The sequence below is a fragment of the Bacteroides caccae genome, assembly GCF_002222615.2.
GTDB lineage: Bacteria > Bacteroidota > Bacteroidia > Bacteroidales > Bacteroidaceae > Bacteroides > Bacteroides caccae.
Genome location: NZ_CP022412.2, coordinates 1,248,362 through 1,262,332, shown reverse-complemented (window position 1 = coordinate 1,262,332; position 13,971 = coordinate 1,248,362). Strand labels below are relative to the sequence as shown.

Here is a 13,971-nt window from a genome sequence, read left to right as displayed (position 1 = left end):
TGGAAACAAGAGCACATTATTGTAGATGAAAAGAATTGTAATATTAGGAGCTGGCGAAAGCGGCGCAGGTGCAGCCGTGCTTGCCAAAGTTAAAGGATTTGAGACATTTGTTTCGGACATGTCCGCTATCAAGGACAAGTATAAGGAACTTCTGGACAGCCACGCTATTGCCTGGGAAGAAGGACACCACACCGAAGAACTCATTCTGAATGCCGATGAGGTTGTCAAAAGCCCCGGTATCCCGAATGACGCTCCACTCATCCTGAAACTGAAAGCTCAAGGAACGCCGGTTATCTCAGAAATTGAGTTTGCCGGACGCTATACTGATGCCAAAATGATTTGTATCACCGGTTCTAACGGAAAAACGACCACCACTTCCCTGATTTACCATATTTTCAAGAGTGCAGGTCTGAATGTAGGTTTGGCAGGCAACATCGGCAAGAGCCTTGCTTTGCAGGTAGCCGAAGATCATCATGACTATTATATCATCGAATTGAGTTCTTTCCAGTTGGACAATATGTATAACTTCCGTGCGAATATCGCCGTATTGATGAATATCACACCGGATCATCTGGACCGCTACGACCACTGTATGCAGAATTACATTGATGCCAAATTCCGCATTACACAAAACCAGACACCGGACGATGCCTTCATCTTCTGGAATGACGACCCTATCATCAGACACGAGCTTGCCAAGCACGGTCTGAAAGCTCATTTGTATCCTTTTGCTGCCGTCAAAGAGGACGGAGCTATTGCCTATGTAGAAGACCATGAGGTAAAAATCACCGAACCGATTGCCTTTAACATGGAACAGGAAGAACTGGCATTGACAGGACAGCATAATTTATATAACTCATTAGCTGCCGGTATCTCGGCAAACCTGGCCGGCATTGCCAAAGAGAACATCCGCAAGGCTCTCTCCGACTTCAGGGGAGTGGAACATCGGTTGGAAAAAGTGGCGCGTGTCCGCGGCATTGATTTTATCAATGACTCAAAAGCGACGAATGTCAACTCCTGCTGGTATGCCCTGCAAAGCATGACTACCAAAACGGTATTGATTCTCGGCGGCAAAGACAAAGGCAACGACTATACTGAGATCGAGGATTTGGTACGTGAAAAGTGCTCTGCTCTGGTATACCTGGGACTCCACAACGAGAAACTCCATGACTTCTTCGACCGCTTCGGTTTGCCCGTAGCTGATGTACAAACCGGAATGAAGGATGCCGTAGAAGCAGCCTACAAACTGGCAAAGAAAGGTGAAACCGTATTATTAAGCCCTTGCTGCGCCTCTTTCGACCTCTTCAACAGTTATGAAGACCGTGGCGACCAGTTCAAGAAATACGTAAGGGAGTTGTAATACGAAGAAAGCCGTAATGTTGTAATCAATAATTCGTAATAGACAAAGTGGATTTATTAAAGAACATATTCAAAGGCGACAAGGTAATCTGGATTATCTTCCTCTGTCTCTGCCTCATCTCAATCATTGAGGTGTTTTCGGCAGCTTCGACACTGACCTACAAGAGTGGTGACCACTGGGGACCGATTACACAGCATTCCATCATCCTAATGGTAGGTGCCGTAGTAGTGGTGTTTCTGCACAATGTCCCCTACAAATGGTTTCAGGTATTTCCGGTATTTCTATATCCGGTTTCCCTTGTTCTATTGGCATTCGTCACGTTAATGGGTATCATTACGGGCGACCGTGTCAACGGAGCAGCCCGCTGGATGACCTTCATGGGATTACAGTTCCAACCGTCGGAACTAGCCAAAATGGCTGTCATCATTGCAGTTTCGTTTATCCTGTCGAAGAAACAGGATGAATATGGCGCCAATCCCAAAGCCTTTAAATACATCATGATTCTTACCGGATTGGTATTCATACTTATTGCACCGGAAAACCTGTCGACGGCTATGCTGTTATTCGGTGTAGTGTGCATGATGATGTTCATCGGACGGGTATCCGCAAAAAAACTGTTCGGAATGCTGGGATTGCTGGCACTTGTAGGTGGGGTCGCCGTAGGAATACTAATGGCTATCCCTGCCAAGACACTGCACAACACTCCGGGACTCCACCGTTTCGAAACCTGGCAGAACCGTGTTTCCGGCTTCTTCGATAAGGAAGAGGTTCCCGCCGCCAAGTTCGATATTGATAAAGACGCACAGATTGCACATGCACGTATTGCCATTGCCACCAGCCACGTAGTAGGCAAAGGTCCGGGAAACTCCATACAACGCGACTTCCTCAGCCAGGCTTTTTCTGACTTTATCTTCGCTATTGTAGTCGAAGAAATGGGACTGATAGGAGGCATATTCGTGGTCTTCCTTTATCTATGGCTATTGATGCGCGCCGGACGAATCGCACAGAAATGCGAACGGACTTTCCCCGCCTTCCTCGTCATGGGTATTGCCTTACTGCTAGTATCACAGGCCATATTGAACATGATGGTTGCCGTCGGACTATTCCCCGTCACGGGACAGCCGTTGCCTCTGGTCAGCAAGGGAGGAACAAGTACGTTGATTAACTGCGCTTATATCGGAATGATATTAAGCGTGAGCCGATATACCGCTCATCTGGAAGAACAGAAAGAGCATGATGCACAACTTCAACTGCAAATTGAAACAAATGCCGCAGATTCCGAAGCACAGGCAGCTGCCGAACCGACAGCACAGATTCTGAACAGCGACGCCAAGTTTGAAGATGAAAATGATATCAATAAAGGGTGAACAAGCTCTGTAAACGATGAATGGTGAATGATGAATGGTAAACGGAGAACAACGGATAGAAGAAAGGATTATTATGGAAAAAGAACTTAGAATCATCATTAGCGGTGGAGGTACAGGAGGACATATTTTCCCGGCTGTTTCCATTGCGAACGCTATAACGGAACTGCGTCCTGACGCAAAGATACTCTTTGTAGGAGCCGAAGGGCGTATGGAGATGCAGCGGGTTCCCGATGCAGGCTACGAAATCATCGGTCTGCCGATAGCGGGATTTGACCGCAAACGCTTATGGAAGAATATAGCTGTACTCGTGAAGTTGGCACGCAGCCAATGGAAAGCACGAAGCATTATCAAAAACTTCCGCCCGCAAGTGGCAGTCGGTGTAGGCGGATACGCCAGTGGTCCTACATTAAAGACAGCCAGCATGATGGGAGTTCCTACTTTAATCCAAGAACAGAACTCGTATGCAGGAGTTACCAATAAATTGCTTGCACAGAAAGCGAGAAAGATTTGCGTTGCTTATGACGGAATGGAGAAGTTCTTCCCTGCCGACAAGATTATCATGACGGGAAATCCGGTCCGCCAGAATCTGACGAAGGACATACCTTCTAAAGAGGATGCACTACACTCTTTCCACTTACAGCCGGATAAAAAGACAATCCTGATTGTAGGCGGCAGCTTAGGAGCAGGTACTATCAACAAAACGCTGACCACCGGACTGTCTGCTATCAAAGAGAACAGTGATGTCCAGTTTATCTGGCAAACCGGGAAATACTATTATCCGCAAGTAACGGAAGCCGTAAAAGCGGCGGGAGAAACCCCGAATTTATATGTGACGGATTTCATTAAGGATATGGCAGCAGCGTATGCAGCGGCCGATCTTGTAATCTCCCGTGCCGGAGCCGGTTCTATTTCCGAATTCTGCCTTTTGCACAAGCCGGTTATCCTGGTACCTTCGCCCAACGTAGCAGAAGACCACCAGACCAAAAACGCACTGGCATTGGTAAACAAGCAAGCGGCCATTTATGTAAAAGACAGTGAAGCGGAAACCAATTTATTGGATGTAGCCCTGTCTACAGTCAAAGATGAACAGAAACTGAAAGAACTAAGTGAAAATATTGCCAGATTAGCTTTACCCGATTCTGCAAAAATCATTGCACAGGAGGTTATCAAACTGGCGGAAAAAGAATAATAAAAAAAGCAATGAATATAGAAACGATAAAATCAGTCTATTTCGTAGGTGCCGGCGGCATCGGAATGAGTGCACTTGTACGTTACTTCCTTTTCAAAGGCAAAGTAGTGGCAGGCTACGACCGTACCCCTACTCCACTGACTGAAACCCTGATCGCCGAAGGCGCACAAATACATTACGAAGAAAACATCGACCTGATTCCGGAAGCCTGTAAGGACAAGGAAAGTACGCTCGTCGTATTCACTCCCGCCGTTCCGCAGGAACACGAAGAACTGGTTTATTTCCGTAACAACGGATTCGAAATACAGAAACGCGCCCAAGTGCTGGGAACAATCACTCATTCGAGCAAAGGCTTATGCGTAGCAGGAACTCATGGCAAGACCACCACGTCGACCATGACTGCCCACCTGCTCCACCAGTCGCACGTGGAATGTACCGCCTTCCTCGGAGGAATCTCAAAGAACTACGGCACCAACTTGCTGCTTTCTCAAAAAAGCCCTTACACGGTCATTGAAGCAGACGAGTTCGACCGTTCTTTCCATTGGCTATCCCCTTATATGTCCGTTATCACGGCCACAGATCCCGACCATTTGGATATTTACGGTACAGAACAGGCCTATCTGGAAAGTTTCGAGCATTACACAACTCTCATTCAACCGGGCGGCGCATTGATTATCCGTAAAGGCATCTCCCTACAACCGAAAGTGCAACCCGGCGTCCGTGTCTACAACTATTCACGTGACGAAGGAGACTTCCATGCCGAAAACATCCGCATCGGAAACGGAGAAATATTCATCGACTTCGTAGCCCCGGATACCCGGATCAACGACATCCAGTTAGGAATCCCAGTAAGTATCAACATTGAGAACGGAGTAGCTGCCATGGCATTGGCACACCTGAACGGAGTGACCGATGAAGAAATCAAAAAAGGCATGGCCAGCTTCCGCGGAGTAGACCGCCGGTTCGACTTCAAGATAAAGAACGACCGGGTAGTCTTCCTGAGCGACTATGCACATCATCCCTCTGAAATCAAACAGAGCGTGTTGTCCATGCGCGAACTCTATAAGGACAAGAAGATCACAGCTATCTTCCAGCCACATCTATATACCCGTACACGCGACTTTTATCAAGACTTTGCCGACAGCCTCTCGCTGCTCGACGAAGTAATTCTGGTAGATATCTATCCGGCACGCGAAGCACCGATTCCGGGCATCACCAGCAAACTGATTTATGATAACCTCCGCCCGGGTATCGAAAAAAGTATGTGTAAAAAAGAAGATATACTGAACATTCTGAAAGATAAAAACATTGAAGTATTAATTACTCTGGGAGCAGGAGACATCGACAACTATGTCCCCGAAATATGTAAAATCCTCGAAAACCGATAAAGCTTATGGTAAAGAGAATCCTTCTATCCATTGTCATGCTGGCGCTCATAGCCTACCTTATCGTAGCTATCACCGCCTTCAACCGCAAGCCTGCCGACCAGACCTGCCGTGACATGGAACTTGTCATCAAGGATACCGCTTACGCCGGCTTCATCACTAAAGACGAGCTGAAAGGGATCCTTCAGCAAAAAGGGATCTACCCTATCGGAAAGAAAATGGAACGTATCTCTACCAAATCATTGGAACGGGAACTGAGCAAGCACCCGCTCATCGACCAGGCAGAGTGTTACAAAACTCCCAGCGGCAAAGTTTGCGTAGAAGTAACCCAACGCATCCCTATCCTCCGGGTGATGAGTTCCAACGGCGAGAATTACTATCTCGACAACAAAGGAACTGTGATGCCGCCGGAGGCAAAATGCGTCGCCCACCGGGTAATTGTCACCGGAAACGTAGAAAAGTCGTTTGCAATGAAGGATTTATATAAGTTTGGTGTATTTTTGCATAACAATAAGTTCTGGGATGCTCTGATAGAACAAATCCACGTGTTGCCCGACCGCAACATCGAACTGGTTCCCCGTGTGGGAGACCACCTCGTCTATCTCGGCAAACTGGACAACTTTGAAGACAAGCTGGCACGTCTGAAAGAGTTTTATAAGAAAGGACTCAATCAGGTAGGCTGGAATAAATATTCACGCATCAACCTCGAGTTCAGCAACCAGATAATTTGTACGAAACGAGAAAATAAAAAATAAAGAGATATGGCAACAACAGAATTTATCGCCGCTATTGAACTTGGTTCATCGAAGATAACCGGTGTGGCCGGAAAAAAGAACAGTGACGGAAGTATGCAGGTATTAGCGTATGCCCAGGAAGACTCTTCTACGTTTATCCGTAAAGGGGTGATCTTCAACCTGGACAAGACGGCTCAAAGCCTGACTTCTATCATTAACCGACTGGAAGGTGAGTTGAAGAACTCAATTGCCAAAGTATATGTAGGCATCGGCGGACAGTCACTCCGCACAGTCCGTAATGTAGTAAGTCGCGATCTGGAAGAAGAAGCTATCATATCGGAAGAACTCGTAAGCGCTATCGGCGACGAGAACATTGCCGTTCCGGTGGTCGACATGGATATATTGGACGTAGCCCCGCAGGAATACAAGGTCGGCAACAACCTGCAAGCCAATCCGGTGGGCCTGGTAGGTAGCCACATCGAGGGACGCTTCCTCAATATCGTAGCCCGCACCTCTGTCCGAAAGAATCTGGAGCACTGCTTCCAACAGGCGAAAATCGACATTGCCGACCAATTGATCGCTCCGTTGGTAACTGCCAATGCCGTACTGACCGAAAGCGAACGTCGTTCAGGTTGTGCGCTCGTTGACTTCGGAGCAGATACAACCACTATCTCTGTATATAAAAACAATATACTCCGCTTCCTGACAGTACTACCGTTGGGAGGAAACAGTATCACCCGTGACATCACTTCCCTGCAAATGGAGGAAGAAGAAGCGGAACGTCTGAAAAAAGCATACGGAGACGCCTTCTACGAGGAGGAGGAAGATCAGGAAGAAGCTACCTGCAAACTGGATGACGACAGCCGCACGATCAAAGTAAGCGACCTCAACAATATCGTCGAAGCCCGTGCAGAAGAAATCATTGCCAATGTTTGGAATCAGGTTCAGCTATCCGGCTACGAAGACAAGCTGCTGGCAGGAATCATCATGACAGGAGGAGCCGCCAACCTGAAGAATCTGGACGAAATGTTGCGCAAACGCAGCAAGATAGAAAAGATCAGAATGGCGAAACTTCCACGTAATACAGTCCATGCTCCAAGCAACGTACTGAAAAAGGATGGTTCGCAGAACACACTGTTCGGCCTCCTGTTCGAAGGAAACCAGAACTGTTGTCTGACGGAAACTGCTGCTCCGCAGTCTCCCGTAACTCCGAAACCGGAACCGGAAGTACACAAAACTGTCGATATGTTTGAGGACGACCAGGAACTGAAAGAACAAGCCCGCATCGCCCGGCTCAAGAAAGAGGAAGAAGAAAGAGAGGCCAAGATAGCAGCTAAGGAAGCAGAAAAACTTCGCAAGCAGAAGGAAAAGGAAGAGAAAGAAAGAAGGAAAAGAGAAGCCGGTCCGAGCTGGATTCAGCGCAAGATCGACTCGTTGACAAAAGAGATATTCTCTGACGACGACATGAAATAACTCTCCGAAACGAAGCTTGTAATTTATAATTAGTAATCAGCAATAACCTATAAGAATTATGGACGAGATAGTACAATTCGATTTCCCGACAGACTCACCGAAGATCATTAAAGTAATTGGTGTAGGTGGTGGTGGCGGTAACGCCGTAAACCACATGTACCGGGAAGGCATACATGACGTGACGTTCGTTCTTTGCAATACGGACAATCAGGCACTGGCGGAATCACCCGTTCCGGTGAAACTGCAACTGGGCCGTAGCATCACCCAAGGGCTTGGAGCCGGCAACCGTCCCGAACGGGCACGCGACGCCGCCGAAGAAAGTATAGAAGACATCCGCAACCAATTGAACGACGGCACCAAAATGGTATTTATCACCGCCGGAATGGGAGGAGGAACCGGAACCGGAGCCGCCCCCGTCATTGCCCGCATCGCGAAGGAAATGGATATTCTAACGGTCGGTATTGTCACCATTCCATTCATCTTCGAAGGAGAAAAGAAAATCATTCAGGCACTGGACGGCGTAGAACGCATTGCCCAACATGTTGATGCCTTACTGGTTATCAACAATGAACGCCTGCGCGAAATATATGCCGACCTTACTTTTATGAATGCTTTCGGCAAAGCTGATGACACACTTTCCATTGCTGCCAAGAGTATCGCCGAGATTATTACGATGCGTGGTACAGTCAACTTGGACTTTGCCGATGTGAAGACTATTTTGAAAGATGGTGGTGTGGCAATTATGAGTACCGGATTCGGCGAAGGTGAGAATCGTGTCACCAAAGCTATCGACGACGCCCTGCACTCTCCGCTGCTCAACAATAACGATATTTTCAATGCCAAGAAGGTAATGCTGAACGTTTCTTTCTGCCCGTCGTCCGAGTTGATGATGGAGGAGATGAACGAAATACACGAGTTCATGAGCAAATTCCGCGAAGGTGTGGAAGTCATCTGGGGGGTTGCTATTGACAATTCATTGGAAACGAAGGTTAAGATTACCGTACTTGCCACCGGATTCGGCGTAGAAGACGTTCCCGGCATGGATAGCTTGCATGCTGCACGCAGCCAGGAAGAGGAAGAACGCCAATTACAACTTGAAGAGGAAAAGGAGAAAAACAAAGAACGTATCCGCAAAGCATACGGAGAAAGCGCCAGCGGCATCGGCAGCAAGAGCTTACGCAAACGCCGCCACATCTACCTCTTTAATACAGAGGACTTGGATAACGATGATATCATCGCCATGGTAGAAGATTCTCCTACTTATCAGCGCGACAAGACGACTCTAACCAAAATCAGGACAAAAGCCGCCCTCGAAGAGGAAGTAGCTACGGAAGAAGCTATGGACGACAACGGAGTTATCACTTTCTAAATTAACTTATAACATAAAGATATGGATTTATTTGATCAGGTCAGCGAAGACATTAAAAACGCAATGAAGGCGAAAGACAAAGTAGCCCTCGAAACTTTGAGAAATATAAAGAAGTTCTTTTTGGAAGCAAAAACCGCTCCGGGTGCCAACGATACATTGACGGACGATGCAGCTCTGAAAATCATCCAGAAACTAGTGAAACAAGGAAAAGACTCTGCCGAAATTTATATAGGACAAGGACGTCAAGACCTTGCAGATACAGAATTGGCACAAGTCGCTGTAATGGAAAAGTTCCTTCCGAAACAAATGACCGCTGAAGAGCTGGAAGCTGCACTGAAGGAAATTATTGCCGAGACAGGTGCTACCAGTGGAAAAGACATGGGCAAAGTTATGGGAGTTGCCTCCAAAAAATTGGCAGGACTTGCGGAAGGACGTGCTATTTCTGCCAAAGTAAAAGAGCTTTTGGGATAAATTCCCACTCTTTACAAGAGATTTTATTGGTTCTTCGTCAAATTTGGTGGTAATTTAACCAGTCGGTGGTATCTCCATTCCCCTCCTTCGGGAAGGAGAAATCGATTATCAAATTATTATTTTCCTAATTAATTTTACCACCAAATTTGAAGCAGAACTATTTTATTTCAGTTTTATCTTGCACCTTACACTAATCATGGGTTATCTATTTGATTAATAGCAGCATAATCCAGTGCAAGATACCGTTGCAGATGTGTGCAAGATGTTTTTACCTTACACACATCTGCAACTTTTTTTATAGTGGGAAAACTACTCCCACACTTACCTTTCCAATAAAGACATACGGATAAAGCATTAGTTCAGAGCGTTGAAACACTTTGTTTTAGCAGCTTGAAACAAAATGTTTAGTGCCTTGAAACAATATATTTCTCGGTGTGAAACAAAGTGTTTCTCTACGGGAAACAAATCTTGGCATGGCTGATTAAACAGCCCCAACCGACATTCGCCGTTTCAAAACCCGACAGTAGCAATTATGATCCCTCAAATTAAAACAATCACCAATATAAGGAATCCATTCCTTTTAGTTATGGAGATAATGATAAAAATAATCGAACAAACTTATTTTCCTCATTATCAATCCGGAACAAAATTTCAGAAAAAATGTATGGTATCCGAAGATATTTCATAGGTGTTAACAACAAAAAAGATAACTACTTTTGTTATAGTCTCTGACTAATATGTAAAATAAACAAGCTTATGAAACAAAAAGGTAATAAAAAAGGGTTTACCGGATGTGCCCAAGCCTATATCCGGAAGTTACAAGAAGAAGGCCGCTTTTCGACAGCGCACGTATATAAAAACGCGGTTCTTTCATTCACCAAATTTTGCACTACTCCCAACATTGCATTCGGACAGATCACCCGCGATAATCTGAGACGATACGGACAGTATCTCTATGAACACGGTCTAAAGCCGAACACCGTATCGACGTATATGCGTATGTTACGCAGTATATATAATCGTGGCGTAGAAGCAGGTATTGCCCGCTTCATTCCCCGGCTGTTCCGGGATGTGTACACAGGTGTAGATGTACGCCAAAAGAAAGCACTACCTGCCGGCGAATTGCATACGCTTCTCTATAAGCCTCCTCACTCCGAGCACCTGAAGCAGACACAAGCCATCGCACGGCTGATGTTTCAATTTTGCGGCATGCCATTCGCAGACTTCGCACATTTAGAGAAATCGGCATTAGAACATGGGATCCTCAGGTACAACCGCATAAAAACGGGTACGCCCATGAGCCTCGAAATTCTGGATGTATCAAAGCAAGAAATGAATAAGTTACGCAATAACAACTCACCGAAAGAAAATTATCCGGACTATCTATTTAATATAATGAAAGGTGACAAACAACGGAAAGATGAAGCTATTTATAAGGAATACCAGTCTGCACTCCGCCGGTTCAATAATCAACTGAAAAGCCTGTCAAGAGAATTACGCCTAAAATCAACCGTCACTTCATATACTCTACGACATTCCTGGGCAACAAACGCAAAATATCAAGGAATCTCCATTGAGATGATTAGCGAATCACTAGGACACAAATCCATAAGGACCACGCAGACTTATTTGAAGGGGTTCGGATTAAAAGAAAGGACAGAGGCCAACAAATTGAATTGTTCTTACATCGAATCTTATAAAGCAAGTAATTATTAACTCATAACACTCTAGATACAAACACTTTACCTTATCTGTTACTTCTTAGGTAACGGATATAAATATGGCACAAAGATATATAAAAAGAATCTCACAATCCAAATGAATCATACTTTATTTTAGTTTTTTCTTTGAAAAAATAAAATAACAGGCAAGAACATGAAGCATTCTTCTTTTCATGTTCCAACTTTCTATTACTGACCACCGAACAATTTTCCATCCGAAAGCAGCTAAGTATATTTTATTTATAAAAGACCGCTGTCTTTATCCTATTTTTACTTTGCACGTTCATGTCCTAATATCAGAATTCCGTTACCTAAGAAGTAACAGATACACATAAACAAAAAATTATGACACACAAGCCTAAAATCAATAAATATCTGTGGCTATCTGCCGGCAAAAGTTGGAGATTTACGACAAGCACAAGACATAAGCTGGTCGTCCTTTTTGTCTTTGCTTTATGCATCCTGCCCGCAAACCTCTGCGGACAAAGTTTGGCCATCAAAAGCAATCTGCTTTATGACCTTACTACCTCACTCAATTTAGGAGGAGAAATCCGTTGTGACGATACACACACTTTCAGCCTTTCTGTCAATTACAACCCATGGAATTTCAGTGGAAACAAAAAGATGAAGCATTTCCTCGTGCAACCGGAATACCGCAAATGGCTGAACGAGGCATTTACAGGAGGTTTTATCGGCTTACAAGTTCACTACGCCTTATACAATTTTGGGGGAATGCTCCCTTGGGGATTCGGAAATGGGAAAATGCTGGGCATAGAAAACCGACAAATTGCCAACAACCGTTATCAAGGCAATCTGGCAGGATTCGGGATTTCCTACGGCTATCAATGGATGATTAGCCCGCAATGGAATATGGAAGCAGGAATATCGCTGGGATATGCCCATCTCAACTATAAACGATACGGACAACCCGCAGGTGCCCCCCTGATAGAAAAATCAAACTGTAACTATTGGGGGCTTACACAAATAGGGATATCAGTCGTGTATTTCATCCAATAATTCAACCTAATAAACGCATAAAATGAAAACGAAAACATTCATCCTGCTCAGCTTATTGATATGCAATCTGCTTCCGGCCCAAAACGTCAAGCTGGATATCAAACCCCACTTCCTCGGAGTACGGGCAGACTCATTATTCGTATCAATGGACATATCAGTAGAAATAGAGGACATGAACCCGAAAAACGCCGTCATACTGACCCCCATTCTAACCGGGCAAGACCGGAAAATATTATTACCGGCCATACAACTGAACGGTAAACAGAAACAAAAATTATATGTACGCAACCAGATACTACGTAAAAAGAAAAACAGTAAGGAAAGCAATACAGCATACCTTGTGACAGGCATTGATGATGAAAATTCGCGTACCATAGCCTATCAAACCTCACTACCGGCAGAGCAGTGGATGAATGATGCCGCGCTCTATCTGAGAAGAACGATTGTCAGACCGGAAAGCGAACAGACTCTAAAAGATACATTAATTCTCGCACCACAATATGCAGTGCTTCCACCCAATGTAACGGCAACCGATATACCGGCTCAGGAAATATCTGCCACGACGATGTCCACCAATAGTATGCCCTCCATTTCGCCTACTCCGGTTAATAAAAAACTGAAGTATAAAGGTTCATATATTTCTCCGGCTTCGGACGACGTAGATATCCGCAATCAAAAAGAACTGAACTTCAATCTTGAAGAGGCCAAAATTATGGCTGATATCAATCCGCAGATGTTATCGCTCCGTGAATTATATACGGTAGCATTGTCATACGCGGACAATAAAACGAAATTCTATCAGATTATCAATATCAGTGTCAAGCTGTATCCCGTACATCCCGTTGCCAACCTTAATGCCGCTGCCGCCGCCATTGAACAGGGAGATACGAAATCGGCAAGCAAATTCCTTTCAATGGCACTACACGAGGGACTGGCCTATAAAAGTTGCCGGGGAGTATATGAATTGATGACCGGAAACACGTATGAAGGTATCCGTATATTGAAAGCAGCCAAAGCTGAAGGTTCTGAAGAAGCCGCATATAATCTGAATGTTTTTTTTGAGAACAATAAACGTCCTTAACCGGCAGACACAATGAGATATTTCATAACCCTACTCATATTATTTAGTTGTCTTGACGGCTATTCACAGAAAGTAGCCGTCAGGCTCAATGCGCTTCCGGCAACAGACGGAGCCTTCGGAGCCGGAGTCTCTTATGGGATAGGGAATAAAAGCACTGTCGAATTGGCCGGAAGCTTACGGCCATGGAAGCGAAGCGAAATGTACGTGAACCGTTACTGGTTGATACAACCTGAATATAAATACTGGACTTGCCAAAAGTTCAACGGATTTTTCTGGGGAGGGTATCTCAATGGAGCGCAATTCAACGTCGGAGGGAAAAAACTACCTTTCGGCATATTCGCTGACCTCAAGAAATATCGGTACGAGGGCTGGCTCATCGGGGGTGGCATCAGTTGCGGATACCACTGGATGCTAAATGATCACTGGAACGTAGAAACGAGTCTCGGAGTTGGATATGATTTCATCCGTTACAAGCAGTATAATTGTGTCAGGAAATGTGCAGGACTACGCAATAAAGGACAGTATCATTATATAGGGCCCAGCAAAGCCTCTGTAAGCTTAGTTTATCTATTTTAAAGAGAAGAACAGTATGAGAAGTATATGGAAAGTTTGGTTTTCAAAACGAAGAAAGATTTATTTTCGGATAGCACGCAAATTCCATACTACCCCATGGAAAGTCTATCAGTTGGGACATGGTGGAATGAGCAAGAATAAGAAAGATATAAAAATATTGGAAGAATTACAACGATATGGAGTAATCTCCTATATCTACCCTTGGTGATATTATCACATAAAAATGAAAAA

General features: G+C 45.0%; 13 protein-coding genes. All 13 read left to right on the top strand.

Features of this window, described 5'->3' with window-relative positions; all coding sequences use genetic code 11:
• Window positions 1-25: 25 nt before the first annotated feature.
• The 13 genes from murD to CGC64_RS04795 all read left to right on the top strand — a co-directional run bounded on the left by murD (window position 26) and on the right by CGC64_RS04795 (window position 13,948).
• Window positions 26-1,360: a UDP-N-acetylmuramoyl-L-alanine--D-glutamate ligase gene (gene murD, locus CGC64_RS04855; RefSeq protein ID WP_005679278.1), complete on the top strand. Its 1,335-nt coding sequence runs from the start codon at window positions 26-28 to the stop codon at window positions 1,358-1,360.
• Between the two features lie 47 nt (window positions 1,361-1,407).
• Window positions 1,408-2,727, top strand: coding sequence for an FtsW/RodA/SpoVE family cell cycle protein (locus CGC64_RS04850; protein ID WP_005682298.1), 1,320 nt, complete (start codon window positions 1,408-1,410; stop codon window positions 2,725-2,727).
• A gap of 73 nt (window positions 2,728-2,800) precedes the next feature.
• Window positions 2,801-3,916, top strand: coding sequence for an undecaprenyldiphospho-muramoylpentapeptide beta-N-acetylglucosaminyltransferase (murG, locus tag CGC64_RS04845; protein ID WP_032855517.1), 1,116 nt, complete (start codon window positions 2,801-2,803; stop codon window positions 3,914-3,916).
• Window positions 3,917-3,927: 11 nt separating this feature from the next.
• Entirely contained in the window at window positions 3,928-5,304 is a 1,377-nt protein-coding gene (murC, locus tag CGC64_RS04840) for a UDP-N-acetylmuramate--L-alanine ligase (protein WP_005679275.1), read from the top strand.
• 5 nt (window positions 5,305-5,309) lie between these two features.
• Window positions 5,310-6,056 carry a cell division protein FtsQ/DivIB gene (locus CGC64_RS04835; RefSeq protein ID WP_005679274.1) on the top strand — a complete coding sequence of 249 codons (747 nt, stop codon included), beginning with the start codon at window positions 5,310-5,312 and terminating at the stop codon, window positions 6,054-6,056.
• A 6-nt stretch (window positions 6,057-6,062) separates the two neighbouring features.
• Window positions 6,063-7,508, top strand: a complete 1,446-nt coding sequence (gene ftsA, locus CGC64_RS04830; RefSeq protein ID WP_005679273.1) for a cell division protein FtsA — start codon at window positions 6,063-6,065, stop codon at window positions 7,506-7,508.
• A gap of 58 nt (window positions 7,509-7,566) precedes the next feature.
• The gene (gene ftsZ / locus CGC64_RS04825) at window positions 7,567-8,877 is read left to right on the top strand and encodes a cell division protein FtsZ (RefSeq protein WP_005679272.1); all 1,311 of its coding nucleotides are present in this window, start codon (window positions 7,567-7,569) and stop codon (window positions 8,875-8,877) included.
• Between the two features lie 21 nt (window positions 8,878-8,898).
• Window positions 8,899-9,348 carry a GatB/YqeY domain-containing protein gene (locus CGC64_RS04820; protein WP_005679271.1) on the top strand — a complete coding sequence of 150 codons (450 nt, stop codon included), beginning with the start codon at window positions 8,899-8,901 and terminating at the stop codon, window positions 9,346-9,348.
• A 756-nt stretch (window positions 9,349-10,104) separates the two neighbouring features.
• Window positions 10,105-11,064 (top strand): tyrosine-type DNA invertase cluster 3b, encoded by a 960-nt coding sequence (locus CGC64_RS04815; protein WP_005679270.1) that lies wholly within the window; start codon window positions 10,105-10,107, stop codon window positions 11,062-11,064.
• A gap of 350 nt (window positions 11,065-11,414) precedes the next feature.
• Window positions 11,415-12,086, top strand: a complete 672-nt coding sequence (locus CGC64_RS04810) for a DUF3575 domain-containing protein (RefSeq protein WP_005679268.1) — start codon at window positions 11,415-11,417, stop codon at window positions 12,084-12,086.
• Between the two features lie 22 nt (window positions 12,087-12,108).
• A complete protein-coding gene (locus tag CGC64_RS04805) occupies window positions 12,109-13,167 on the top strand; it encodes a DUF3868 domain-containing protein (RefSeq protein WP_005679267.1) in 1,059 nt (352 codons plus the stop codon).
• A gap of 12 nt (window positions 13,168-13,179) precedes the next feature.
• Window positions 13,180-13,743: a DUF3575 domain-containing protein gene (locus CGC64_RS04800; protein ID WP_005679266.1), complete on the top strand. Its 564-nt coding sequence runs from the start codon at window positions 13,180-13,182 to the stop codon at window positions 13,741-13,743.
• A gap of 13 nt (window positions 13,744-13,756) precedes the next feature.
• Entirely contained in the window at window positions 13,757-13,948 is a 192-nt protein-coding gene (locus CGC64_RS04795) for a hypothetical protein (RefSeq protein ID WP_032855499.1), read from the top strand.
• Window positions 13,949-13,971: the final 23 nt, after the last annotated feature.

Bases quoted from the DNA above. Each gene is read 5' to 3' on its own strand.
- ftsZ (WP_005679272.1), top strand. From the start codon at position 7,567: ATGGACGAGATAGTACAATTCGATTTCCCGACAGACTCACCGAAGATC.
- murD (WP_005679278.1), top strand. From the start codon at position 26: ATGAAAAGAATTGTAATATTAGGAGCTGGCGAAAGCGGCGCAGGTGCA.
- CGC64_RS04805 (WP_005679267.1), top strand. From the start codon at position 12,109: ATGAAAACGAAAACATTCATCCTGCTCAGCTTATTGATATGCAATCTG.
- CGC64_RS04815 (WP_005679270.1), top strand. From the start codon at position 10,105: ATGAAACAAAAAGGTAATAAAAAAGGGTTTACCGGATGTGCCCAAGCC.
- CGC64_RS04800 (WP_005679266.1), top strand. From the start codon at position 13,180: ATGAGATATTTCATAACCCTACTCATATTATTTAGTTGTCTTGACGGC.
- CGC64_RS04820 (WP_005679271.1), top strand. From the start codon at position 8,899: ATGGATTTATTTGATCAGGTCAGCGAAGACATTAAAAACGCAATGAAG.
- murC (WP_005679275.1), top strand. From the start codon at position 3,928: ATGAATATAGAAACGATAAAATCAGTCTATTTCGTAGGTGCCGGCGGC.
- CGC64_RS04835 (WP_005679274.1), top strand. From the start codon at position 5,310: ATGGTAAAGAGAATCCTTCTATCCATTGTCATGCTGGCGCTCATAGCC.
- murG (WP_032855517.1), top strand. From the start codon at position 2,801: ATGGAAAAAGAACTTAGAATCATCATTAGCGGTGGAGGTACAGGAGGA.
- CGC64_RS04795 (WP_032855499.1), top strand. From the start codon at position 13,757: ATGAGAAGTATATGGAAAGTTTGGTTTTCAAAACGAAGAAAGATTTAT.
- ftsA (WP_005679273.1), top strand. From the start codon at position 6,063: ATGGCAACAACAGAATTTATCGCCGCTATTGAACTTGGTTCATCGAAG.
- CGC64_RS04810 (WP_005679268.1), top strand. From the start codon at position 11,415: ATGACACACAAGCCTAAAATCAATAAATATCTGTGGCTATCTGCCGGC.